The following is a 21752-nucleotide window of genomic DNA, read 5'->3' as shown; positions in this document are numbered from 1 at the left end:
GCGGACGAAACCCAGGGGGTAACGCGCCCTTGATAAGCCATTCATGACCAGACCCTTCTTGTCGTTTTTATCGGGGGCGCTCGGCAGGGACCCGCCATCGCCAGGTGGCTAATCAACCACCCAATGGATCCACCAGCAAGAGATGCTGGCCGGAGACAGGACTGGAAACAGCCGGAATGGCTGGAAAACCGTCGCGCGTTTCCAGGTTATCCAATAAGGATCAATGACTTGTAGAAATACTGATGGACCAATATTTTCGGGCGATTATCGACCAGAGTCAGGCGGCATGGGCTATCGCCGAGTGTGGGGCGATGCCGGGTCAGCCAACTTCGCCACAATGGATCCATTAAGTTCAACGCGAAACGAGCCAGGCAGCCTGTGATCCCATGAGCGGCCGGCGGCCTTCCCGGTGGCGGCGCCACATTTTGTAAAGCATCCCCGGCCGGCAAGAGGCGAAATGATTACTGGGCCGGCAAGCGCATCTGTTAAAACGCGTTTTTTATCCGTGCGCGGTGCCGCCTCATGTCTTCCTCGTTTCTTTCGCGCTGGCGCTCGCGCCGATGGCTCCTGTTCGGCCTGGCCGCGCTGCTGATCGGCCTGCCGGTGGGCTGCCAGGTGCTGGAGCACAAGGAGCGCGAACTGGTGTTTCGCGTCGAACCGGGTAACGCCAGCTGGTACCGCGGGCTGCCGACGGGGGTGCGCGAGCTGGAACTGAAGGGCGCCAGCCTCAAGCCCGAGCAGAACATCCATGCCTGGTGGTGGCCGGCCCAACGCGCCAATGCACCCGCCCTCCTTTACCTGCACGGGGTGCGCTGGAACCTCACCGGGCAGTTGTTCCGCATCGAACAGCTGCACGCCCTGGGGTACTCGGTGCTGGCCATCGACTACCGCGGCTTCGGCCAGAGCCTGGGCGAGCCACCGTCGGAAACCAGCGTGTACGAGGACGCGCAAATTGCCTGGGAACAGCTGTCGAAGCTGCAACCCGACGCCGGCAAGCGCTTGATCTACGGCCACTCCCTGGGCGGCGCGGTGGCGGTGGAACTGGCCGCGCAACTCGCCCGGCACGCCGCCAGCGCCGGCACGCCGATCCCAGCCCGAGGGTTGATCGTCGAGTCCTCGTTCACCTCCCTGGCGGCGGTCGCCGCCGAGCTGGGCAATACCTCGCTGCCGGTGCGCTGGCTGCTGTCGCAGAAGTTCGACTCCCTCGACAAGATCGCCGACATCGGCATGCCGCTGCTGATCGTCCATGGGCTGGACGACCGTTATGTGCCCGCGCGTTTCAGCCAGCAACTGTTCGACGCCGCGCAGCCGCCCAAGCAACTGCTGCTGGTTCCCGGCGCCACCCACAACAACAGCATGAGCCTGGCCGGCGAGCGCTACCGCCGGGCCCTCGACACCCTGCTGCACGCCCCGCCCGCCAAGGTCGCCCGCACGGAGCCAAGCCGCGGACCGACCAGTTGAACCCGGCGCGGGGATCCTGGCGGCGCCACCCTTGCGCCCTGCCCCGCGCCCCGCAGGACGCCCGCTGCCAAGGGTTTCCTTAGACAACCTGTAACAACTCCGGCTGGCCCCGGCGTGGCTTAAATGAGATGGTCTCTGGTTGATTGTTTTGGAGGCATGTCATGACTACATTTCAATTCATCGCAGGCATGGTCTTTTGTCTGGCAGGTCTGGGCGTGAGGGCCTACCTGACCGTGCAGCATCCCGGGGAAGAAAAGGCCTGGCGTTCGTCCGACGCGCGCAAGTCCGCCAAGTGAGCCTTGCCCCCTTCTTTTCGAAACCACTGAAGGCCCTCCGGCCAGCCTCGGCAGGCGGCCGGTGCAAGCCAATGGAAATGCCCGTATCCGGCGATATGGGCATTTTTTTGCCTGGGCCCCTCGGCCATCGCACCTGATGCCGCTCGGCAACCATGGCAAAATGGCCGCCGTCCATGCCCGAGAACCTTTGCCATGCCTAGCCCTCCCGCCCTCACTGCCCGTGAAATCTGCCAGGTGCTCAGGGAACTGGCGCTCGGCACCCGCAGCCTGGGCCCCTCGAGCCACCGCGTGGCGACGGCGGACCACGGCTGGCAAGTGCTGCTGGAGGTCGACGGCTGAGGGTCTGGCCCTGGTCAACCAGGGCCAGACCCTCAGCCACTGCGAGCGCTGCCGCGCCCCGGACGGCCGGGTCGAGACGCTCGACGCCTGGCCGCGCTACGGCACCGATCCGGTCAAGCTCCTGAGCATCTGGGAACACGAGCAATTGCAGCGCCTGTTGCAGGCCTTGTGAGCCAGCCCGCGCGCCTTGTCGCGCCGAAGCCAGCCCTCCTGGGATAAGCACTGCCGCCTGCTGTCACACCGGCTTGAGGGCGTTGCCCGGCCACCGGCGCGACTTCCAGCGCAAGAGACAGAGTGCGGCGCGGATCGCGGGCCGCTAACCTCTGGCCACGCCCCTCGTCCAGGACTGCCCATGCCCGAACCGTTTTTCCAGGCCCGCGCCTTTCTCGCCGGGCGAGACGCCGACTGGGCCCGCCATGTCGCGGCGGTCGGCCCTTGCCTGCACCAGGCCAAGCCGACCCGCGAGCCCTACGAGGCCCTGGTGCGGGCGATCGCCTATCAGCAACTGCATGCCCGGGCCGGCGATGCGATCCTCGGCCGCTTCCTTGGTTTGTACGGGTCGGGCGCCTTCCCTTCCCCTGCGCAGATCCTCGCCAGCGACATCGAGCAACTGCGCGCCTGCGGCTTCTCCGCCAGCAAGATCGTCACCCTGCGGGGCATCGCCGAGGCAACCCTGAGCGGCGTGGTGCCCGATTACGCGACGGCGCTGGCAATGGACGACGAAGCGCTGATCGAACGCTTGACCCGCCTGCGCGGCATTGGCCGCTGGACCGTGGAAATGTTGCTGATCTACAGCCTGGAACGCCTGGACATCCTGCCCGCCGACGATTTCGGCGTGCGCGAAGGCTACCGGCGCCTGAAGGGCCTGGCGCAACAGCCGACACGCAAGCAGATGATCGAGATCGGCCAGGCCTGGCGCCCCTATCGCACCGTCGCGGCCTGGTACCTGTGGCGGGTGCCCACCCGCTGATCCAGTTACCTGTAGCCGCTGCCGAGCGCCAGCGAGGCTGCGCTAGACCCGCAGGGTCTCCAGCGCCCGCAAGAACCCCGCGAGCGTGCCGCTCGATCGCTGCCTCGCCAGGGCTCGGCAGCGGCTACAAAGAGCGAGACACAGGAGGGAGGGATGGACACCGATAAACGCTGGGTCTTGCTCGATGCCCGGGGCCAGCGATTTCTCAGCGAACGACCGGGCACCCTGGGCGGCCACCGTGGCAGCCGGATCTACGGCCGCCTGGACTGTCCGGCCGCCTTGCGGGCCATCGCCCGCGGCGGTTATGTGGCCCAGCGGGTGTTCTTTCTCGACGCAGCCAGCGCCCGCGCCGCCGGTTATCGCCCCTGCGCCCGCTGCCTGCCCCAGGCCTACACCGCCTGGCGCACCACCCACCCAACCCCGTGATCGATCCCGAGCACTCCACCGCCCTCACGGCCCCCATCGCCGGCAAGCCAGGCTCCTACAAAAGGCGCGCCCGTCCCGCCACCACCCAACCCCGTAGGAGCGAGGCTTGCCCGCGATCAGATCCCGAGCACTCCGCCGCCCTCGCGGCCCCATCGCCGGCAAGCCAGGCTCCTACAAAAGGCGCGCCCGGCTTCAGTTCATCCCCAGCCAGTTCGGCAGCGCCAGGGAAATGAACGGCACGTAGGTCACCAGGATCAGGAACGCCAACAGGATCATCAGCCACGGCAATGCGGCGCGGATGGTCTGGCCCAGGCTCAGGCCGGTCACCGCCGAGGTGACGAACAGGTTCAGGCCCACCGGCGGATGCACCAGGCCGATCTCCATGTTGACCACCATGACGATCCCCAGGTGGATCGGGTCGATACCCAGCTGCATGGCGATCGGGAAGAAGATCGGCGCCAGGATCAGCACGATCGCCGAGGGCTCCATGAAGCTGCCCGCCACCAGCAGCACCACGTTGACCATCAGCAGGAAACCGATGGGCGACAGCCCGGCATCCATGACGAAGGTGGTGATCTGCTGCGGGATCTGCTCGGTGGTCAGCACGTGGGCGAAGAGCATGGCGTTGGCGATGATGAACATCAGCATGATCGACAGCCGGCCGGACTCCAGCAGCACTTTCGGGCAGTCGCGCAGGCGCATGTCCTTGTACACAAACAGCGCGACGAAGGCCGAGTACACCGCCGCCACCGCCGCCGCTTCGGTCGGGGTGAACAGGCCGCTGTAGATGCCGCCGAGGATAATCACCAGCAACAGCAGGCCCCAGAATGCCCGGCGCGCGGTGCTCAGCCATTCGCGCAGCGACACCCGCGGCTGCGCCGGCAGCTTCTTGATCCGCGCGACGATGTAGATCACCACCATCAGGATCACCCCGAGCAGCAGCCCCGGCACCACCCCGGCCATGAACAGCTTGCCGACCGAAGTCTCGGTGGCCGCCGAGTACACCACCATGACGATCGACGGCGGGATCAGGATGCCCAGGGTCCCGGCGTTGCAGATGATCCCGGCGCCGAACTCCCGCGGGTAGCCGGAACGCACCATGCCGGCCACGGCGATCGAGCCCACCGCCGCCACGGTGGCCGGCGAAGAGCCGGACAGCGCGGCGAACAGCATGCACGCCAACACCGCGGCAATCGCCAGGCCACCGCGAATGTGCCCGACGCAGGCGTTGGCAAAATCGATCAGGCGCTGGGCCACGCCGCCGGTGGTCATGAACGCCCCGGACAACAGGAAGAACGGGATCGCCAGCAAGGTATAGGCTTCCGAGGTCTCGAACAGCTTGATCGCCAGGGAACTCAGGGAGTCCGGGCTGAACAGCAGGATCGAGGTGGCGCCGGCCAGCCCCAGGGAAATGGCGATCGGCACGCCGAGGAACATGAACACGAACAGCATCAGAAACAGGCAGAGAATGGCCATCAGTGCTGATCCTCCTGGTGACTGGCAAGCTTGCTGGCCTCGGCCGCCTCATCGGCCAGGCCCAGGTTGATCTGCCCGCGCATGAGGATGCGCCACATGATTTCCAGGTAGCGGATCAGCACCAGGGCAAAGCCGAACGGCACGATCATGGCGATATGCGACAGGTGGATACCGAACCGGTCCAGGTCCTCGGCTTCGATGCCGGCCTGGATCAGCGCCATCAGCCACTTGAAGCTGGCGACCATGAACAGCCCGGCGTAGACCATGCAACACAGGCAGGCAACGACCGCCAGCAGGCGCTGGGCCGGGCGCGAGGCGAGCCTGACCAGCGCGTCCACCCCCAGGTGGCCGGCGGTGCGCACGCCATAGGAAATGCCGAAGAAGATCAGCCAGCCGAACAGCATCTTGGTCAGCGCCACGCTCCAGACCATCTCCTGGGCCAGCTCCATGAGGAAGTCGCCGATTGCCAGGAACGGCGCGCTGGCACCTTGCCAGGCATCGCCGATGGCGTAGAACAGCGGATAGAGGTTGTTGAGTACCACGTAGACGAACGTCACCAGCGTCATGGCCGCCAGCAGGAAGGCGATGAACGCCTCTTCGAAATGTTCCCAGAACCGCCTCAGCCAGTGCATAGAGGTTCTCCGCGAGAGTGCCAGTGGAGTGCAGCCCGCTAGCGGCTGCCGATGGGCCGCTGCGAGCGCAGCGGCCGGGATGCAGGGCGTTACTGCGCCTGGTTGGCGGCCTCGGCGGCCTGGATCAGGTCGGCGCCGATATCGCCTTCGAACTTCTTCCACACCGGGCGCATGGCTTCGCGCCATTCGTTGCGCTGCTCGGGGGTCAGGGTCACGATCTCGCTGGTCCTGGCGTCGATGATCTTCTGCCGGGAGGTCTGGTTCAGGGCTTCGGCCTGTTTGTTCACCTCCACCGAGACCTCGGCCATGATCTTTTCCAGCTCGCCGCGCACGTCCGGCGGCAGGCCGTTCCAGAACGTGGCGTTGGTGATCACCATGTAGTCGATCAGGCCGTGGTCGGTCTCGGTGAAGTACTTCTGCACCTCGTGGACCTTCTGGCTCTCATAGTTCGACCAAGTGTTCTCGGTGCCGTTGACCACCCCGGTCTGCAGGCCCTGGTAGACCTCGGCGAAGCTCATCTTGCGCGGGTTGGCGCGTACCGCCTTGAACTGCTCCTCGAGCACGCTGGAAGCCTGCACGCGGAACTTCAGGCCACGGGCGTCCTTGGGCTCGACCAGCTTCTTGTTGGCCGACAGCTGCTTGAGGCCGTTGTGCCAATAGGCCAGGCCGAGGATGCCCTTGTCCTGCATCGCGGTCAGCAGCTGCTTACCCTGGGCCTGCTGGAAGCGGTCGACGGCGGCCAGGTTGTCGAACAGGAACGGCAGGTCGTAGATCTGGATTTTCTTGGTGTACTGCTCGAACTTGGCCAGGGACGGCGCGAGCAACTGCACGTCGCCCAGGAGCAGCGCCTCCATTTCCTTGCCGTCGCCGAACAGCGAGGAGTTGGGGTACACCTCGACCTTGACCCGGCCCGGCAGGCGTTCCTCGGCGAGCTTCTTGAACAGCAGGGCGCCCTGGCCCTTGGGGGTGTTTTCCGCCACCACATGGGCGAACTTGATAACGATGGGATCGGCGGCCTGCGCGATACCGGCGGCCAGCAATGCGGCGGCGCAGAACAACGCCCGGGAGAGCTTGAACATGGACATCACCTTCTTATTGTTGTGCTTGATCGCAGAGTGCCTAAGCACACGCGTATTGAGAATTTCGAATTTTTGATACCCGCGTTCACCTCCATCGAACGCCACCGCAGTACCGTTTTTTGTAGGAGCGGCCGGTCGACGCTCGATTGCCCGCGAAGAGCACACCACGGAATGCCTGATACACCGCGTCATCGTTCATCGCGCGCAAGCTGCGCTCCTACAGAAGCGGAAGCGGCCCAGGGCTCCCTAGGAAGCCAGCGCCAGCAAGCGCTGCGCTCGCAGCAACACTGGCGCATCGACCATTTGCCCGTCGATCTGATAGGCGCCGGCGCCGTGGCTGCCGGCCGCCACTACTCGCTGCGCCCAGGCCAGGTCCTCGGCGCTCGGGGCCAGGGCCTGGTGGATCACCGCCACCTGCCTGGGGTGGATGCACAAGGCGCCGCCGAAGCCCATTTCGTAGGCATGGCGGATGCAGCGGCGCAGCCCCTCGGGGTCGTCGATGGCCGGGTGCACGCCATCCAGCGGCGGCACCAGGCCGGCGGCGCGCGAATGCAGGATCAGCGCCAGCCGCGCCTGGTCCAGGGCGAATTGCGCTGCGGGCGAACCGCTGCTGAGGTTCAGGTCCAGCGCCAGGTCCAGGCCGCCGAAGGACAGGCGTTGCACCGCCGGAGCCCGGGCGATTTGCGCCAGGGCCAGCAGCCCGCGGGCGCTTTCGATGATCGGCCAGATCCGCTTGCCGGTGGCCGCCACGGTCGCCACTTGCGCCGCGCTTTCGACCTTGGGCAGCAGAATGCCGACCACCCCGGCGTAGCGTTTGCAGAACCCCAGGTCGGCGGCATGCTCGACATGTTCCGGGGCATTGACCCGTACCCACAGGCGCACCTGGGGCTGGCTGTCGAGGAACTGCCCGAGGTTGTCCCGGGCCTGGCGCTTGAGCGGCTCTTCCACGGCGTCCTCGAAATCGACGATCACCGCATCGGCGCCGCTGGCCAGGGCCTTGCCGAAACGCTCGGGGCGACTGCCCGGCACGAACAGGGCGGAACGAACAATAGGGTTGGACATGGTGAATTCCTTGTAAATGATGGAAACCCGCAAGGTCGGTGCAACTCCCCCAGGGCCTCATCGCCAGCAAGCTTGGCTCCTACAGAGGCCGTGCAAGCCAGCGGATCTCAGATCACGCCCTGGGCCTGCAGCTGTTCGATGGCTTCGGCGGACAACCCCAGCTCGGCGAGGATCGCGCCGCTGTGCTGCCCCAGCCCCGGTACGCCGTCCATGCGTGGCGCGAACGCGGCGTTGTGCGCCGGCGGCAGCAGCGACGGCAGCTTGCCGGCCGGGCTGTCCACCTCACGCCAGCGATCGCGGGCCTTGAGCTGCGGGTGTTGCCACACGCCCTGCATGTCGTTGACCCGGGCGCTGGCGATCTGCGCCTGCTCCAGCCGGGCGATCACCTCCTCCACCGTCAGCTGGGCGAAGCTGTCGACGATGATCTGCCGCAGCGCGTCGCGATTGGCCGAACGCTTGAAATTGGCCGCGAAGCGTTCGTCGCCGGCCAGCTCCGGCATCAGCAGCACCTTGTCGCAAAACGCCGCCCACTCGCGTTCGTTCTGCAGGCCGAGCATCACCGTGCCGCCATCGCCCGCCGGGAACGGCCCGTAGGGATAGATAGTCGAGTGCGCCGCGCCGGCCCGGGGCGGTGGCGGCGCGCCGTCGAAGGCGTAGTACATCGGGTAGCCCATCCACTCCACCAGGCTTTCCAGCATGCTCACGTCGATGCGGCTGCCCTGCCCGGTGCGGCCACGCAGCAACAGCGCCGAGAGGATGCCGCTATAGGCGTACATGCCGGCGGCGATGTCGGCGATCGAGCAACCGGCCTTGGCCAGCTGGTCGTCACCCGGGCCGCCGGTGACCGACAAGAAGCCGCCTTCGCTCTGGATCAGCAGGTCGTAGGCCTTTTTCGTTTCATAAGGGCCGCCCTCGCCGTAGCCGGAAATGTCGCAGACGATCAGCCGCGGAAAACGTGCGTGCAGCGCCTCGAACGACAGGCCCAGGCGCGCCGCCGCGCCCGGCGCGAGGTTCTGCACCAGCACGTCGGCTTCGCCCAGCAGGCGCTGCAGGATGTCGCCGGCGGCGTCCTGCTTGAGGTCCAGGGTCAGGCTTTCCTTGGAACGGTTGGTCCACACGAAATGCGAGGCCAGGCCGCGCACGCGCTCGTCGTAGCCACGGGCGAAATCGCCGCTGCCGGGGCGTTCGACCTTGATCACCCGGGCGCCGAGGTCGGCCAACTGCCGGGTGCAGAACGGCGCGGCGATGGCGTGCTCCAGGCTGACCACGGTGATGCCGTCCAGCGGCCGGGGTTGTGCGGGGGTGGTTGTCATAAGGCGTCCTCGGGGCTGGCTCAAAACAGTTCGTTCAAGTGCGCGCTGTCGCGCAGGTTCCACACCCGGCTTATCAGGGCCGCACCCTGCTCCGGGGTGCGCGCGCCGGAGAACCGCAGCAGGCGCTGGAACTTGTCCGCCAGCTCCGCCCGCGACAGGCCGTTGCCCGGATCGCCCTTGGGCTCGTCGATGGCGCCGTGCAGCGTGCGGCCATCCTCGGTGACCACCCGCACCCGGCCCAGCCAGCGCTGCGGATAGGCGCGCTCCACGTCGGGGTCGAGGTGCATCGACACCTTGTCGCGAAACGCCGCCACCGCCGGATCGTGCAAGGCCCGCTCATGGAATTCCGGCAAGCCGGCCTGGCCGTGCACCGCGATCAGGCCCAGCACGGTGCCCATGGAGAACTTGGCCTGGTGCACGGTCTGCGGCACGTTGACCCGCCCCAGCACATCGATGGCCGCCTGGTGCACATGGGTTTCCACCCGGGCGATTCCTTCATGGCCCAGGCCTTCGCGCTGCATCAGCGCCAGCAAGGCATCGGCGGCCGGATGGGTATGGCGGCAAGAGGCGTGGAACTTGAACGAGGTTTCCAGCAAGGCCCAGCGCGCGCCGAGCCGGTCGGACAGCCTGCCCGGCTCGGCATCCCACGACATGCCCGCGGCCATGCCCTGCTCGCCCTCGAGGATATTGCGCGCGCCGCTCAGCCCGTCGCGGGTCAGGTAGGCCGCGAGCAAACCGTCGGCCGCGGCCTTGGCGGTGTGCAGCTGCTTGGAGTCGGCGGCGTCGCGCAGGAACTCCCAGAGCCCGGCGGCCTGGGTCCCGGCGCTGCCCAGCAGGTGGATGAACTGCTCCTGGTCGAAGTCCATCAGCTTGCCCAGCGCCACGGCCGCGGCGAGGGTGCCGACGGTGGCCGTGGTATGGAAGATCCGGTAATGGGAACGCCCCATGAACTCGCCGATGCGGATGCCCGCCTCATAGCCGGCGACCGCCGCCAGCAGCAGCTCGCGGCCGGATTTGCCAAGGTCCTGGGCGGCGGCCAGCGCGGCGGGAAACACCACGGTGGCCGGGTGCAGCACCGAGCCGTTGTGCAAGTCGTCCTGCTCCACCAGGTGCGAAGACGCAGCGTTCACCAGCGCGGCGAAATACGCCGAAGTGCCACATCCATTGACCAGGATCCGCGTCGGGCCATCGGCCGGGCCCATCTGCCGGGCGTAACGCTCGAACAACGGAATCGGATGCGCGCCCTGGCTGGCCAGGGCCGAGCCGAGCCAGTCGAGGAACAGCTCTTCGGTGCGCGCGAGCACGGGGTCGGGCAACTGCGGGTAACTCAGGCCGGCAAGGAACCCGGCCAGGGCTTGGGTATGGCTCATGCTCGCTTCCTCAGAAACTGCGCGGCAGTTCGAGCAGGTGCTCGGCGACATAGGACAGGATCAGGTTGGTGGAGATCGGCGCCACCTGGTACAGGCGGGTCTCGCGGAACTTGCGCTCGACGTCGTACTCGCAGGCGAAACCGAAACCGCCGTGGGTCTGCAGGCAGGCGTTGGCCGCCTCCCACGAGGCCTTGGCCGCCAGGTACTTGGCCATGTTGGCGCTGGCGCCGGCGTTGAGGCCGCTGTCGTATTCGGCGCAGGCGCGCCAGCGCATCAGGTCGGCGGCCTCGATCTCGACATGGGCTTCGGCGATGGGGAACTGCACGCCCTGGTTCTGCCCGATGGGCCGGCCGAACACCACCCGGTCGCGGGCGTACTGGCTGGCCTTGTCGACGAACCAGCGGCCGTCGCCGATGCACTCGGCGGCAATCAGCGTGCGCTCGGCGTTGAGGCCGTCGAGGATGTACCTGAAGCCCTTGCCCTCCTCGCCGATCAGGCTGTCGGCGGGGATCCGCAGGTTGTCGAAGAACAGCTCGTTGGTCTCGTGGTTGACCATGTTGGCGATCGGCTGCACGGTCAGGCCGTTGCCGATGGCCTCGCGCAAGTCGACGAGGAAGATCGACATGCCTTCGGACTTCTTCTTGACCTCGGCCAGCGGCGTGGTGCGCGCCAGCAGGATCATCAGGTCGGAATGCTGGATGCGCGAGATCCACACCTTCTGGCCGTTGATCACGTACTGGTCGCCCTGGCGCACCGCGGTGGTCTTGATCCGCGTGGTGTCGGTGCCGGTGGTGGGTTCGGTGACGCCCATCGATTGCAGGCGCAGTTCGCCGCTGGCCAGCTTCGGCAGGTAGAAGCGCTTCTGCGCCTCGCTGCCGTGCCGCAGCAGGGTGAACATGTTGTACATCTGCCCATGTACGGTGCCGGAGTTGCCGCCGCAGCGGTTCACTTCCTCAAGGATCACCGAGGCTTCGGCCAGGCCCAGGCCCGAGCCGCCGTATTCGGCCGGGATCATCGCCGCCAGCCAGCCGGCGTCGGTCAGGGCCTTGACGAAGGCTTGCGGAAAGCCTTTTTCTTCGTCGATCCGGCGCCAGTAGGCGGCGTCGAACTCGGCACACAAGGCACGCACGCCTTCGCGGATGGCATTCAGTTCTTCGTTGCTGTTGGGGTTCATCGAACGGCTCTCCGCCTGTGATTATTGGGCAATGGGATCGAACAGCACCTCGGCCTGCTGGGCCAGGCCGGCGTCGTTACCGGCCCACAGCTCGGCCACGCCGGGCCCGACGATGCGCCCGCCGACCTCGAACGGCTGCGGCGCGATCAAGGGCCGCACGCCGCGATAGGCGAAACGCCGCAGCCGCGCCTGCGGGTGGGCGCGGCAGAAGGCGCGCAAGCCGAGGGTGGCGATCAGCGGACCGTGCACCACCAGCCCCGCATAACCTTCGGTCGCGGTGACGTAGGGAAAGTCGTAATGGATGCGATGGCCGTTGAAGGTCACCGCGCTGTAGCGGAACAGCAGGGTCGCGTCGGGCTCGACGACCTCGCGCCATTCCCCGCGGGGCAACGCCTCGCCACTGCCCGGCTTGGGCGGGGTCGGCTCGCGGTAGACGATGTCCTGTTCCTCGCCGATCGCCAGGCGACCGTCCTGGGAATACTCATGGCGCACCGTGACGAACAGCAGCGCGCCGCTGCGCCCGGTCTTTTCCTCGACCCGGGCGATGGTCGACACGCAGTCCGCATCGAAACCGGCGCGCAGGGGCTCGAAGAACTCCACCCGGCCACCGGCCCACATGCGGTTGCGGTTGGCCGCCGGCGGCAGGAAGCCGCCCCGCGCCGGATGGCCGTCTTCGCCCAAGGCGCTGGCGGCCAGCGGCTCCTGGAAGAAACACCATTGCCACAGCGGCGGTAGCGCCTCGCCATGGGCCGGCGCGGGTTCGCCGAAGGTCGCGGCGATACGCTTGAGCAGGTTACGGCTGAGCTGGTCATGGGTTTGCTGGCGGCGGCCTGTCCAGGCGCCGGGATCGGTCACGCTCATCGGGTCGGAGTCCTGTCGTGCAGTGGTGATGGAGCCGATCATGCAAGCGACGGCGCGTTCCGAGAATTTGCATTTCAATAAACCGGCGTTCGGTTATGCTGAACGCCCTTTGCGCCCGCCCGCTTCCCGGCGGTCCTTTCGCCAGCCCCAGGAGCCCGCCCATGCATTTCGATCTGGCCGACCTGCGCCTGTTCATCCATATCGCCGAATCGCCGAGCCTGACCCAGGGCGCCCGGCGCGCCTTCCTCTCGCCAGCGGCGGCCAGCGCGCGGATCAAGGCCCTGGAAGGCCAGCTCGAAACCCGCCTGTTGTACCGCGACAGCCGCGGCGTCGAGGTCACCCCGGCGGGCGAACGCCTGTTGCAGCATGCGCGGCTGATCATGCGCCAGGTGGACTACCTGAAAAGCGAATTCACCCAGTACGGCGGCGATTCCACCGGGCACATGCGGATCTTCGCCAACACCACGGCGGTGACCGAGTTCCTCCCGGAGATCCTCGCCGGCTTCCTGTCGAAGCGCCCCGGGGTCACGGTGGACCTGCAGGAGCGCCTGTCCCGCGACATCGTGCGGGGCGTGCTCGACGGCACCGCCGACATGGGCATCATCGCCGGCCCGGTGGAAGCCAGCGGCCTGCAAGTGCTGCACTTCAGCACCGACCACCTGGTGCTGATCCTACCGGTGGACCACCCCCTGGCCAGGCAACCGGCGGTGACCCTGGAACAGACCCTGGCCTACCAGCACATCGGCCTGCACGAAGGCAGCACCTTGCTGAGCTTTCTGCGCGAACACGTGGAACGCACCGGCAAGCAGCTGTCGCTGCGGATCCAGGTGTCGAGCTTCGAGGCGATCTGCCGCATGGTCGAGGCCGGCGTGGGCATCGGCATCATTCCCGAGTCGGCGGCCATCCGGCACAGCCGCACCATGCAACTGGTGACGGTGAAACTCGACGAGGCCTGGGCCGTGCGCGAACGCAGCATCATCGTGCGCGAACTCGAGGCCCTGCCCGGCAGCGTGCGGGCGCTGATCGGCACCCTGATGCCCGCACCGGAGCAGGCCTGAGCGCCCCGGGCCAGGCGACCTTCCGGCGGCAAACCGGCTCCGGCGCGGCTGGCCGTTGACCTGAATCAAAGGCTCCGCGCCTGGGCGGTGTAGATGTTCAGGTCATCATTTGCCGCACCAAGGAGCCTCGCCCATGACCAGTACCGCCATTCACTCGCCCGCCCCGGCCGCCTTCACCCCGCAGCAAGGCGAACACTGGATCGACACCCTCAACGACGGCAGCCCGGTGCTGATCCGCCCGTTGCGCGCCGAAGACCGCGACCGGGAAAAAGCCTTTATCGAGAACCTTTCGCCACTCACCCGGCACCACCGGTTTCTCGGCGAAGTGAAAGAGGTCGGCGACGCCCTGCTCGCGCAACTGATGGATGTCGACGGCCGCCGGCGCGTGGCCTACGTGGCGCTGGTGCACGACAACGGCACGCTGCGGGAAATCGGCATCAGCCGCTACGCCGCGATCGACACCGCCCCCGACACCTGCGAATTCGCCGTCACCGTGGCCGACGACTGGCAGCACAAGGGGCTGGACGCGGTGCTCATGCACCACCTGATCGCCCGGGCGAAGGACCAGGGCCTGCGGCAGATGTACTCCCTGGACTGCCCGGCCAACCACCGCATGCGCCAACTGGCCACGACACTCGGCTTCAGCCGCGCCATCGATCCGGACGACGCGACCCAGGTGCGCTACGCCATCGCACTGTAGAGCGTCCTCAGCGCGCCGCGCCGCCGCATTGCCCGCAGAAGCGCGCAGCGGCGGCCAGCGGGCTGCCGCATTGGCCGCAGGCGGCAGGGTGCAACGAGGTGCCGCACTGCTGGCAGAACCGCGCCCCGGCCGCATTGTTCGCCCCACAGTCCGGGCATGACGGGCCGGCAGGCCGCCGGCCATGGCCGTTCCCCGAGTGCCCGCCGTGATGCCCGTTTTGATAGCCACCATGGCCGCGACCGTGATGACCGCCCAGCAAACGCTCGAAAAAACTCATATCGATGACTCCAGCGTGAGAGAGCCGACAGTAAAAAACCTGAAGTAACTACAAGGTCAAGCCACGGCCGACAGGTGCTCGTAGAGGATGGTCGAGCCGACGATGATCAGCACCACGCCTCCCAGGATTTCCGCGCGCTGCCCCATGACCGTGCCGATGGCGCGCCCGAGCATTACGCCCAGAGTGACCATGGTCATGGTCGCCAGGCCGATCGCCGTGGCCGCGACCCAGATATTGACGTTGACGAAGGCCAGCCCCACGCCCACCGCCAGGGCATCGATGCTGGTGGCAAAGCCCGTGGCCGCGAGCAGCCAGAATCCCGGCTGGCGCGGTGCTTCCTGTCGAGCTTCCTGCTCCAGGCTCAAGCCGTTGTGAATCATGTGCAGGCCGAGCGCCAGCAGCAGGCCGAAGGCGATCCAGTGGTCCCAGTTGGCCACCCATTGCGCGGCCGCCTGGCCGATGAGCCAGCCGACCACCGGGGTGATGGCTTCGATCACGCCGAAGATCAGGCCGATGCGCAAGGCTTCGGACAAACGCGGTTTATGCAGGCTGGAGCCCTTGCCGACCGCGGCCGCAAAGGCATCGGTGGACATGGCGAAGGCAAGGAACACGATCGAGGCTGGGTTCATGTGGGATCTTCCGGTCGGGCTTGAGTCCACGACATGCCCGCGCGCCCGACTTCAGCGCAGGGATGTCGATGGTCTCGCCAACCAGAAGGTGCCCGTACCACGGCAGGGTGCCGAGAATGTTGATACGGGCGCTGCCGGACGAACCGGCAACAGGCTACTCCCCAAAGAGAGCGGGCAGCCTAAGGCAGCGTGCGTGAAAATTTCATCAAGGCCGCCCGTCCCCGCACGGCTGGGCAGCCTGCCGGCCCGGGACTAGGCTGAGGGCATCGTCCACCCGTAGCCGGAGGTGATCATGCAACTCGAAGGTTCCTGCCATTGCGACGCCGTCCACTTCAGCCTGGCCAGCGCCCACCCCTACCCTTACCAGCGCTGCTACTGCTCGATCTGCCGCAAGACCCAGGGCGGTGGCGGCTATGCGATCAACCTCGGTGGCGACGCCGCCAGCCTGAAAGTCCGCGGGCGCCAGCATATTTCGATCTACCACGCGCGGATCAAGGCCCCCGGCGCGCAACGGGCGCGCCGCAGCAGCGCCGAACGGCACTTCTGCAGCCTCTGCGGCTCCGGCCTGTGGCTGTTCAGCCCGCAATGGCCGGAACTGATCCACCCCTTCGCCTCGGCCATCGACACGCCGTTGCCGGTGCCCCCGGAACACACGCACCTGATGCTCGACTCGCGGGCGCCCTGGGTCGAGATCGACTGGCATCCTCATGACCTGCAGTTCGAGCACTACCCGCAAGAATCCATCGCCCAGTGGCACCAGCGCCTGGATCTGCAACGGTAGGTGAAGGCCTTTCACAGTCTTTGACAGTTTTCCGACAAAGCTGGCAAAGATTGCCCGCCACCGCGTCCCTAGCATGAGCGCATCCATTTCTCCACGGGTGCGTCATGTCAGGCAGGTTATGCGGTCTTTTCCTGGTGTTACTGCTCGGCAGCCTCAGCTGCCAGGGCACGGCACCGCCCACGGTTGTTGCCCCACCTGTTGCAGCGACGCCCCAGCCCAGGGGCGAGACGCTCACGCCTGAACCTCCGAGCCCGCCCGCACCCAAGGCCGCCAGCCGGCCTCGCGACGGCCTGGGCAGTTCCTATTCGAGAAATGGTCGACCCTCCTCCAACCTGTTGAGTTACTGACCTTGATGAAGCCTCTGATCACACCTCGAACCTGGTGCCTGTCCCTGAGCTCGCTGTGCCTGCTGGCCGCCGGCACCGCCCACGCCGAAGACTGGAAATACAGCCTGCAACTGGGCGCCGCGAGCCAGCCGCGCTACAGCGGCAGCGACGAACGCAGCGTGACGCCGCTGCTCGGCGCCAGCATCGACAGCCCCTACGGCTTGTTCTTCGACACCGCCCAGGGCCTGGGCTGGCAAGGCGAATGGGGCGACCTGGCGTTCAGCACCTGGGTCGGCCCGAGCGCCAGCCGCAAGGATCGCAAGACCGGCTACAAGGGCTCCGACCGGCTCAACGGCATGGGCTCGATCAAGTCGCGGGCGCAGGTCGGCGCCAACCTCAGCTACACCCTGGGCTCGGTGGTGATCGGCGCGACGGTGGAGCATGCCTTCAAGAAGAACGACGACCCGGACACCGGCTCGGCCTACAACCACCTGCAATTGAACATCGCCACCACGCTCTACAAGGGCGCCTACGGCAGCCTCGACGGCAGTCTCAACAGCCGCTTCGGCGATGGCGACTACATGCAGACCTGGTACGGCGTCAGCCGCCACCAGGCGGCCAACAGCCGCTTCGGCGCCTACCACGCCAAGGGCGGCATGCTCAGCCAGGGCGGCGACCTCACCTGGACCCTGCCGATCAATGCCAATACCAGCGTCTCCACGGTGCTGGCGGTGGATTACCTGAGCAAGGAAGCCGGCGACAGCCCGATCGTCGACAAGCGCCTGCAGACCTCGCTGGCGGCCAGTGTCGAGTACAGCTTCTAAAAGGTAGCGACCGCTCTGCCGTCATCGCGGGCAAGCCTCGCTCCTACGTACCTTGTAGGAGCGAGCGGGCGGCGATCCGGCTTGCCCGCGATAGCCACGCCGCAAAACTCCCGGTTACTCGGGACGCGCCCAGGTCATGCGAAACGACGCCCCGCCCCATTGCGAGTCCGTCACTTCGACCTGCCCGCCGTGGGATTGCGAGACCCGCCGGACCAGCGCCAGGCCCAGGCCGAAGCCGCCGGTGCGGCGATCGCGGCTGGCGTCGAGGCGCGAGAACGGCTCGAAGATCTTCTTCCGCCCTTCCACCGGCACACCGGGGCCGTCGTCGTTGACCTGGACTTCGTAGCCCTGCCCGGTCTGCCTCAGCGACACCTCGACCTGCCGCCCCGCATAACGAATGGCGTTGCGCAGCAGGTTGATCAACGCCCGCGCCATGAACCGCGGCTCGATACTGATGTACTCGACCTCACAGGCCCTGATAGCGATCTGCACCCCCGCCGCTTCCGCCTCCAGGGCGACACTGCCGACCACACTGTCAAGCCAGTGGCGGGCCTGGATGTGCTCGCGGTTGATCACCGTGGCGCCGTGTTCCAGGCTGGCGTAGGTCAGCAGTTCGGAGACCATCTCCTCCAGCTCGCCGAGGTCGGCGTACATGTCGGCGATCAGCTCGCGGCGCTGTTTGGGGTCCGACTGCTTGAGCTGGTCGAGCTCGAACGACAGCCGCGCGATGGGCGTGCGCAATTCGTGAGAGACCGCGTTGGTCAGTTCGCGCTGGTTGGCAATCAGGCCTTCGATGCGGCTGGCCATGCGGTTGAAGTGCCCGGCCAGCTCGCGGATGTTCGAGCGCCGCGACAGGTGCAGGCGTGCGCTCAAGTCGTTGTCGCCGAAACGCTCGGCCGCCAGCCGCAACTGTTCCAGGTCGCGCCAGTGCGGACGCACCCAGAACAGCAGGAAGATGCCCACTATCGTCCCCAGCGCGACATAAGCGGCAATGGTGTAGAACCGGGTCAGCGACGGCTCTTCCGGCAGCTTGATGCTCAACAGTTGCGGCCCCTGGTCGATGCGGGCGATGAACTGGGTCAACTTCTCCCGCACCACCAGTTGGTCGGAGGCCAGCAAGGCCTGCTCCCGTTCGTTCAAGGTCAGGGTGTTCCTGTCCAGCAGGCGCAATTGCAGGCCGTAGTGCGGTTGCAGGGCCTGCAGTTGCCGCTCGCGTTCGGCGCTGTCCAGTGGCCGCAGCTGTTCCACCAGGCTGTAGGCCGGCCCCCGCACCGCATCGCGGTGATAGGCTTCCAGCGGGTCCTCGAGGACGGCGGTGAAAATGTGATCGACCGCGGTGATCGCCCCGGCGAAACCGATGGCCAGGACAATGTACAGGCCCAGGAACAGGCGCAGCATCTACAGCTCCCACGCGAACGGATTGAACAGGTAGCCCTTGCCCCAGATGGTCTTGATGCACACCGGCTCGCGAGGGTTGTCGTGGAGCTTGCCGCGCAGCTTGCTGATGTACACGTCGACGCTGCGGTTGAGGCCGTCGAAGGCGATGCCGCGCATGCGGTTGAGAATATCGTCGCGCGAGAGGATCTTGCCCGCCGCACTGGCCAGCAGCCACAGCAGCTCGAACTCCATGGTGGTCAGCTCGATCAGTTCGCCGGCCAGGCGCACCTCCCGGCAACTGCGGTCGATGGCCAGGGTGCCGAACTCCAGCGCGCCCCGCACCACCGGCTCCGGCATCTGGCGCCGTTGCAGCGCCCGCAGGCGCGCCAGCAGCACCGGCGGCTTGATCGGCTTGATCACATAATCGTCGGCGCCGGATTCCAGGCCCAGGATATGGTCCAGGTCTTCCTCCTTGGCGGTGAGGATGACGATGGGCGTATCCGACACGCTGCGGATTTCCCGGCACACGTGCAGCCCGCTCTGGCCCGGCAGCATCAGGTCGAGCACGACGATTTTCGGCTTGAATTCGAGAAAGGCCGCCAGCGCCACATCGCCACGATGCACCGCCAGGACCTCAAAACCATGTTGCGACAGGAAGTGCGCGATCAGCCCCGCGAGCTTTTCGTCGTCTTCCACCAGCAATACTTTGCCAAGACCCGGGTTATCCATAAATACCAGTCTGAGAACGCACAATTTGAGTGCGCGCATTATAGGCGGCATCGGATAAATCTGAGCACGGCGCCAGGCAAAAACCGGCTCGCACGGCCGGCTTTTCGCGATGTTTCATGCTTTTAAGAGTTTTTTACAATTTGCCCGTAGTTTTATACCCATCGGGCCCGTTCTACCGGGTAGGCACGCCACTGTGGAAGCGGAACTCCACGTCCGGCGACTCGATCAGCTCGCGCTCGGCGGCGCGCACTTTCTCGATCACCTGGGCGATGTCCCTGGCGTCACCGTACTGGTAGGCCAGCTTCAGGTAGCCCTGGAAATGCCGGGCCTCGCTTTTCAGCAAGCCGAAATAGAACTTGCCCAGCTCTTCGTCCAGGTGCGGCACCAGCGCCTCGAAACGTTCGCAGCTGCGGGCCTCGATAAAGGCGCCGACCACCAGGGTGTCCACCAGCTTCACCGGCTCGTGGCTGCGCACCACCTTGCGCAAGCCCGAGGCGTAGCGCCCGGCCGACAGCTGGCGCAACTCGATCTTGCGCCGCTTCATCAGGCGCATCACCTGCTCGTGGTGCACCAGCTCTTCCCGGGCCAGGCGCGACATCATGTTGATCAGGTCGACATGGGAGTGGTACTTGGCGATCAGGCTCAGGGCCGTGCTGGCCGCCTTGAACTCGCAGTTCTTGTGGTCGATCAGCAGGGTTTCCTGGTCCGCCAGGGCTGCCCGGACCCATTCATCCGGTGTCCGGCAGCCAAGGAACTCGTGGATTTCCGGCAGATTCATGGTCGGGCATCCTTCGACAGGGTCTTGGCGGCATAACGCGCGCCAGGCAGCACGGCGGCGACTTCAGGGATAGAGGACATGGGGCTCACGGGATAAAGGGTTCACGGCGAAGGGCGCCGATTATACCGGCCGTGCCGCAGACCACCAGCCGCGGCGCTTGATGTGCATCAACATCCGCGCCGACGGCCAGCAACTATAGTTGTGCAACACAGCCTTCATCACCCTCTGGAGATCCCGACCATGCAAGCCATCCGCAGCATCCTGGTGGTCATCGAGCCCGAGCATTCCGAAAGCCTCGCGCTCAAGCGCGCCAAGCTGATCGCCGGGGTCACCCAGGCCCATCTGCACCTGTTGGTGTGCGACAAGAAACATGAACACTCGGCCCTGCTCAGCGTGCTCAAGAACAGCCTGATCAGCGAAGGCTACAACGTGACCACCGAGCAGGCCTGGAACGACAGCCTGTACAACACCGTCATCGACGTGCAGCAGGCCGAAGGCTGCGGCCTGGTGATCAAGCAACACTTCGCCGACAACCCGCTGAAGAAGGCCCTGCTCACCCCCGCCGACTGGAAACTGCTGCGCTACTGCCCCAGCCCCGTGCTGCTGGTGAAAACCGCCAGGCCCTGGACCGGCGGCGTGATCCTGGCGGCCGTCGACGTCGGCAACAGCGACGGCGAGCACCGCACCCTACATGCCACCATCGTCGACCACGGTTTCGATATCGCCAGCCTGGCCAAGGCGCAGTTGCATGTGATCAGCGCCCATCCGTCGCCGATGCTGTCGGCGGCCGACCCGGTGCTCCAGCTCAAGGAAACCATCGAGGCGCGCTACCGCGAGCAGTGCAAGGCGTTCCAGGCCGAGTTCGATATCGACGACGCCCACCTGCATATCGAAGAAGGCCCGGCGGACGTGCTGATCCCGCACACCGCCCATGAGCTGGCAGCGGCGCTGACCATCATCGGCACCGTGGCGCGCACCGGGATTTCCGGCGCGCTGATCGGCAATACCGCGGAAGTGGTGCTCGACGCCCTGGAAAGCGATGTGCTGGTGCTCAAGCCGCAGGAGATCATGGACCACCTGGAAGAGGTGGCGGCCAAGCATTGATCGAGTGATGGGTCGATAAACAGGACGCCATCGCGGGCAAGCCTCGCTCCTACAAGGAGCGAGGCTTGCCCGCGATGCTTTTAAGGCTCAGCCGCCCAAGGCGTCCTTGAGAAACCCCGGGGCGATATAACGCTGGTAGTGGGCTTCCGACAGGAGGAAAAACTCCCGATCGATGGCATCGCGCAGCTCCGGCAGCTCCCAATCGCGAAACTCCGGCAGCAACACCATCCCGTAGGCTTCCAGCTGGTTGATCACCCGCGCGCCGCGGGCGATCAGTTGATAGGCCCAGCAATACTCCGACTGGTGCGGCACGAAGCGGATCTTGCGCTGCTCCAGCTGCCCGCGCAGCCGCTGGGGATCGAAGACTTCCAGCTTGGCCGCCATCACCTGCACCAGCAGCTGTTCGAGGCGCAGCCATACCGCCTGCTTCTGTTCCTCGTTGTAGCCGTTCCAGTGGATCACTTCGTGATGGAAACGCTTGCAGCCACGGCATACCAGGTCTCCGTAGACCGTGGAGCAGAGGCCCACGCAAGGGGTCTTGATCGTCTGATTGGGCATAAGTTGGGCAGTACACGACAAAAGCGAAACAGGCCCGCATGTTAGCCCTTTGTCCGGCATTCATCACCCCTCAAACTTCAGGGGCTCAGGCTGCGCCGGGCTTTGCCGGCGACCGCGACGGGTGCCCGCGCCCTGCCTCGGGCACGTTGTTC

At 66.2% G+C, this 21752-nt stretch carries 24 protein-coding genes and 1 riboswitch; of the genes, 10 read left to right on the top strand and 14 right to left on the bottom strand.

What is annotated here, in order from left to right; all coding sequences use genetic code 11:
- Positions 1-522 precede the first annotated feature (522 nt).
- The 5 genes from TO66_RS13005 (at position 523) to TO66_RS12990 (ending at position 3492) form a co-directional block, all read left to right on the top strand.
- Positions 523-1461 (top strand): alpha/beta hydrolase, encoded by a 939-nt coding sequence (locus TO66_RS13005; RefSeq protein ID WP_044462696.1) that lies wholly within the window; start codon positions 523-525, stop codon positions 1459-1461.
- Positions 1462-1622: 161 nt separating this feature from the next.
- The gene (locus TO66_RS33950; RefSeq protein ID WP_256243475.1) at positions 1623-1757 is read left to right on the top strand and encodes a hypothetical protein; all 135 of its coding nucleotides are present in this window, start codon (positions 1623-1625) and stop codon (positions 1755-1757) included.
- Between the two features lie 192 nt (positions 1758-1949).
- A complete protein-coding gene (locus tag TO66_RS34295) occupies positions 1950-2096 on the top strand; it encodes a hypothetical protein (protein ID WP_409077170.1) in 147 nt (48 codons plus the stop codon).
- 352 nt (positions 2097-2448) lie between these two features.
- The gene (locus TO66_RS12995) at positions 2449-3066 is read left to right on the top strand and encodes a DNA-3-methyladenine glycosylase (protein WP_044462695.1); all 618 of its coding nucleotides are present in this window, start codon (positions 2449-2451) and stop codon (positions 3064-3066) included.
- Between the two features lie 153 nt (positions 3067-3219).
- A complete protein-coding gene (locus TO66_RS12990; protein WP_044462694.1) occupies positions 3220-3492 on the top strand; it encodes an Ada metal-binding domain-containing protein in 273 nt (90 codons plus the stop codon).
- A 192-nt stretch (positions 3493-3684) separates the two neighbouring features.
- Here TO66_RS12990 and dctM read toward each other — a convergent pair whose 3' ends face one another.
- The 8 genes from dctM to TO66_RS12950 all read right to left on the bottom strand — a co-directional run bounded on the left by dctM (position 3685) and on the right by TO66_RS12950 (position 12459).
- Positions 3685-4968: a C4-dicarboxylate TRAP transporter large permease protein DctM gene (gene dctM / locus TO66_RS12985; protein WP_044462693.1), complete on the bottom strand. Its 1284-nt coding sequence runs from the start codon at positions 4966-4968 to the stop codon at positions 3685-3687.
- Entirely contained in the window at positions 4968-5600 is a 633-nt protein-coding gene (locus TO66_RS12980) for a TRAP transporter small permease (protein ID WP_044462692.1), read from the bottom strand. The genes dctM and TO66_RS12980 overlap by 1 nt, the downstream gene beginning before the upstream one ends.
- A gap of 89 nt (positions 5601-5689) precedes the next feature.
- Entirely contained in the window at positions 5690-6679 is a 990-nt protein-coding gene (gene dctP / locus TO66_RS12975) for a C4-dicarboxylate TRAP substrate-binding protein DctP (RefSeq protein WP_044466015.1), read from the bottom strand.
- A 246-nt stretch (positions 6680-6925) separates the two neighbouring features.
- Positions 6926-7741 (bottom strand): CoA ester lyase, encoded by an 816-nt coding sequence (locus tag TO66_RS12970; RefSeq protein ID WP_044462691.1) that lies wholly within the window; start codon positions 7739-7741, stop codon positions 6926-6928.
- A 107-nt stretch (positions 7742-7848) separates the two neighbouring features.
- A complete protein-coding gene (locus TO66_RS12965) occupies positions 7849-9054 on the bottom strand; it encodes a CaiB/BaiF CoA-transferase family protein (RefSeq protein ID WP_044462690.1) in 1206 nt (401 codons plus the stop codon).
- 20 nt (positions 9055-9074) lie between these two features.
- Positions 9075-10424, bottom strand: coding sequence for an MmgE/PrpD family protein (locus TO66_RS12960; RefSeq protein WP_044462689.1), 1350 nt, complete (start codon positions 10422-10424; stop codon positions 9075-9077).
- 10 nt (positions 10425-10434) lie between these two features.
- Complete coding sequence (locus TO66_RS12955; protein WP_044462688.1) at positions 10435-11598, bottom strand: acyl-CoA dehydrogenase family protein; 1164 nt, start codon at positions 11596-11598, stop codon at positions 10435-10437.
- A gap of 21 nt (positions 11599-11619) precedes the next feature.
- Positions 11620-12459, bottom strand: coding sequence for a MaoC family dehydratase N-terminal domain-containing protein (locus TO66_RS12950; protein ID WP_044462687.1), 840 nt, complete (start codon positions 12457-12459; stop codon positions 11620-11622).
- Positions 12460-12620: 161 nt separating this feature from the next.
- On the opposite strand from TO66_RS12950, the gene TO66_RS12945 reads away from it, so the two are divergent.
- Positions 12621-13517 carry a LysR family transcriptional regulator gene (locus TO66_RS12945; RefSeq protein WP_044462686.1) on the top strand — a complete coding sequence of 299 codons (897 nt, stop codon included), beginning with the start codon at positions 12621-12623 and terminating at the stop codon, positions 13515-13517.
- A gap of 133 nt (positions 13518-13650) precedes the next feature.
- A complete protein-coding gene (locus TO66_RS12940) occupies positions 13651-14217 on the top strand; it encodes a GNAT family N-acetyltransferase (RefSeq protein WP_044462685.1) in 567 nt (188 codons plus the stop codon).
- A 7-nt stretch (positions 14218-14224) separates the two neighbouring features.
- On the opposite strand, the gene TO66_RS32575 is transcribed toward TO66_RS12940, so the two are convergent.
- A complete protein-coding gene (locus tag TO66_RS32575) occupies positions 14225-14494 on the bottom strand; it encodes a double zinc ribbon domain-containing protein (RefSeq protein ID WP_082061080.1) in 270 nt (89 codons plus the stop codon).
- A 56-nt stretch (positions 14495-14550) separates the two neighbouring features.
- Positions 14551-15123, bottom strand: coding sequence for a manganese efflux pump MntP (gene mntP, locus TO66_RS12935; protein WP_044462684.1), 573 nt, complete (start codon positions 15121-15123; stop codon positions 14551-14553).
- A gap of 5 nt (positions 15124-15128) precedes the next feature.
- Positions 15129-15298, bottom strand: a riboswitch (yybP-ykoY riboswitch).
- Positions 15299-15415: 117 nt separating this feature from the next.
- Between mntP and TO66_RS12930 the strand changes: the two genes are divergently transcribed.
- Together TO66_RS12930 and TO66_RS12925 are read left to right on the top strand one after the other, a co-directional pair.
- Positions 15416-15904: a GFA family protein gene (locus TO66_RS12930; RefSeq protein WP_044462683.1), complete on the top strand. Its 489-nt coding sequence runs from the start codon at positions 15416-15418 to the stop codon at positions 15902-15904.
- Positions 15905-16256: 352 nt separating this feature from the next.
- On the top strand, positions 16257-17054 hold the full coding sequence (locus tag TO66_RS12925; protein WP_044462682.1) for a MipA/OmpV family protein: 798 nt from the start codon (positions 16257-16259) through the stop codon (positions 17052-17054).
- Between the two features lie 114 nt (positions 17055-17168).
- Here TO66_RS12925 and TO66_RS12920 read toward each other — a convergent pair whose 3' ends face one another.
- From TO66_RS12920 to TO66_RS12910, 3 genes are all read right to left on the bottom strand, one after another.
- Entirely contained in the window at positions 17169-18452 is a 1284-nt protein-coding gene (locus TO66_RS12920) for an ATP-binding protein (protein ID WP_044462681.1), read from the bottom strand.
- Positions 18453-19160 (bottom strand): winged helix-turn-helix domain-containing protein, encoded by a 708-nt coding sequence (locus tag TO66_RS12915; protein WP_044462680.1) that lies wholly within the window; start codon positions 19158-19160, stop codon positions 18453-18455.
- Between the two features lie 172 nt (positions 19161-19332).
- Positions 19333-19938 (bottom strand): tRNA-(ms[2]io[6]A)-hydroxylase, encoded by a 606-nt coding sequence (locus TO66_RS12910; RefSeq protein ID WP_044462679.1) that lies wholly within the window; start codon positions 19936-19938, stop codon positions 19333-19335.
- A 240-nt stretch (positions 19939-20178) separates the two neighbouring features.
- Between TO66_RS12910 and TO66_RS12905 the strand changes: the two genes are divergently transcribed.
- On the top strand, positions 20179-21042 hold the full coding sequence (locus TO66_RS12905; RefSeq protein WP_044462678.1) for a universal stress protein: 864 nt from the start codon (positions 20179-20181) through the stop codon (positions 21040-21042).
- Positions 21043-21129: 87 nt separating this feature from the next.
- Here the strand turns inward: TO66_RS12905 and TO66_RS12900 are convergent, their stop codons facing one another.
- Entirely contained in the window at positions 21130-21600 is a 471-nt protein-coding gene (locus tag TO66_RS12900) for a DUF1289 domain-containing protein (RefSeq protein WP_044462677.1), read from the bottom strand.
- Positions 21601-21752 lie beyond the last annotated feature (152 nt).

The organism is Pseudomonas sp. MRSN 12121, from assembly GCF_000931465.1.
Classification (GTDB): domain Bacteria; phylum Pseudomonadota; class Gammaproteobacteria; order Pseudomonadales; family Pseudomonadaceae; genus Aquipseudomonas.
This window is presented reverse-complemented; position numbering and strand designations above follow the sequence as displayed.

Coding starts and splice junctions, on each gene's coding strand:
- TO66_RS13005 (WP_044462696.1), top strand. CDS start 523: ATGTCTTCCTCGTTTCTTTCGCGCTGGCGCTCGCGCCGATGGCTCCTG.
- TO66_RS33950 (WP_256243475.1), top strand. CDS start 1,623: ATGACTACATTTCAATTCATCGCAGGCATGGTCTTTTGTCTGGCAGGT.
- TO66_RS34295 (WP_409077170.1), top strand. CDS start 1,950: ATGCCTAGCCCTCCCGCCCTCACTGCCCGTGAAATCTGCCAGGTGCTC.
- TO66_RS12995 (WP_044462695.1), top strand. CDS start 2,449: ATGCCCGAACCGTTTTTCCAGGCCCGCGCCTTTCTCGCCGGGCGAGAC.
- TO66_RS12990 (WP_044462694.1), top strand. CDS start 3,220: ATGGACACCGATAAACGCTGGGTCTTGCTCGATGCCCGGGGCCAGCGA.
- dctM (WP_044462693.1), bottom strand. CDS start 4,968: ATGGCCATTCTCTGCCTGTTTCTGATGCTGTTCGTGTTCATGTTCCTC.
- TO66_RS12980 (WP_044462692.1), bottom strand. CDS start 5,600: ATGCACTGGCTGAGGCGGTTCTGGGAACATTTCGAAGAGGCGTTCATC.
- dctP (WP_044466015.1), bottom strand. CDS start 6,679: ATGTTCAAGCTCTCCCGGGCGTTGTTCTGCGCCGCCGCATTGCTGGCC.
- TO66_RS12970 (WP_044462691.1), bottom strand. CDS start 7,741: ATGTCCAACCCTATTGTTCGTTCCGCCCTGTTCGTGCCGGGCAGTCGC.
- TO66_RS12965 (WP_044462690.1), bottom strand. CDS start 9,054: ATGACAACCACCCCCGCACAACCCCGGCCGCTGGACGGCATCACCGTG.
- TO66_RS12960 (WP_044462689.1), bottom strand. CDS start 10,424: ATGAGCCATACCCAAGCCCTGGCCGGGTTCCTTGCCGGCCTGAGTTAC.
- TO66_RS12955 (WP_044462688.1), bottom strand. CDS start 11,598: ATGAACCCCAACAGCAACGAAGAACTGAATGCCATCCGCGAAGGCGTG.
- TO66_RS12950 (WP_044462687.1), bottom strand. CDS start 12,459: ATGAGCGTGACCGATCCCGGCGCCTGGACAGGCCGCCGCCAGCAAACC.
- TO66_RS12945 (WP_044462686.1), top strand. CDS start 12,621: ATGCATTTCGATCTGGCCGACCTGCGCCTGTTCATCCATATCGCCGAA.
- TO66_RS12940 (WP_044462685.1), top strand. CDS start 13,651: ATGACCAGTACCGCCATTCACTCGCCCGCCCCGGCCGCCTTCACCCCG.
- TO66_RS32575 (WP_082061080.1), bottom strand. CDS start 14,494: ATGAGTTTTTTCGAGCGTTTGCTGGGCGGTCATCACGGTCGCGGCCAT.
- mntP (WP_044462684.1), bottom strand. CDS start 15,123: ATGAACCCAGCCTCGATCGTGTTCCTTGCCTTCGCCATGTCCACCGAT.
- TO66_RS12930 (WP_044462683.1), top strand. CDS start 15,416: ATGCAACTCGAAGGTTCCTGCCATTGCGACGCCGTCCACTTCAGCCTG.
- TO66_RS12925 (WP_044462682.1), top strand. CDS start 16,257: ATGAAGCCTCTGATCACACCTCGAACCTGGTGCCTGTCCCTGAGCTCG.
- TO66_RS12920 (WP_044462681.1), bottom strand. CDS start 18,452: ATGCTGCGCCTGTTCCTGGGCCTGTACATTGTCCTGGCCATCGGTTTC.
- TO66_RS12915 (WP_044462680.1), bottom strand. CDS start 19,160: ATGGATAACCCGGGTCTTGGCAAAGTATTGCTGGTGGAAGACGACGAA.
- TO66_RS12910 (WP_044462679.1), bottom strand. CDS start 19,938: ATGAATCTGCCGGAAATCCACGAGTTCCTTGGCTGCCGGACACCGGAT.
- TO66_RS12905 (WP_044462678.1), top strand. CDS start 20,179: ATGCAAGCCATCCGCAGCATCCTGGTGGTCATCGAGCCCGAGCATTCC.
- TO66_RS12900 (WP_044462677.1), bottom strand. CDS start 21,600: ATGCCCAATCAGACGATCAAGACCCCTTGCGTGGGCCTCTGCTCCACG.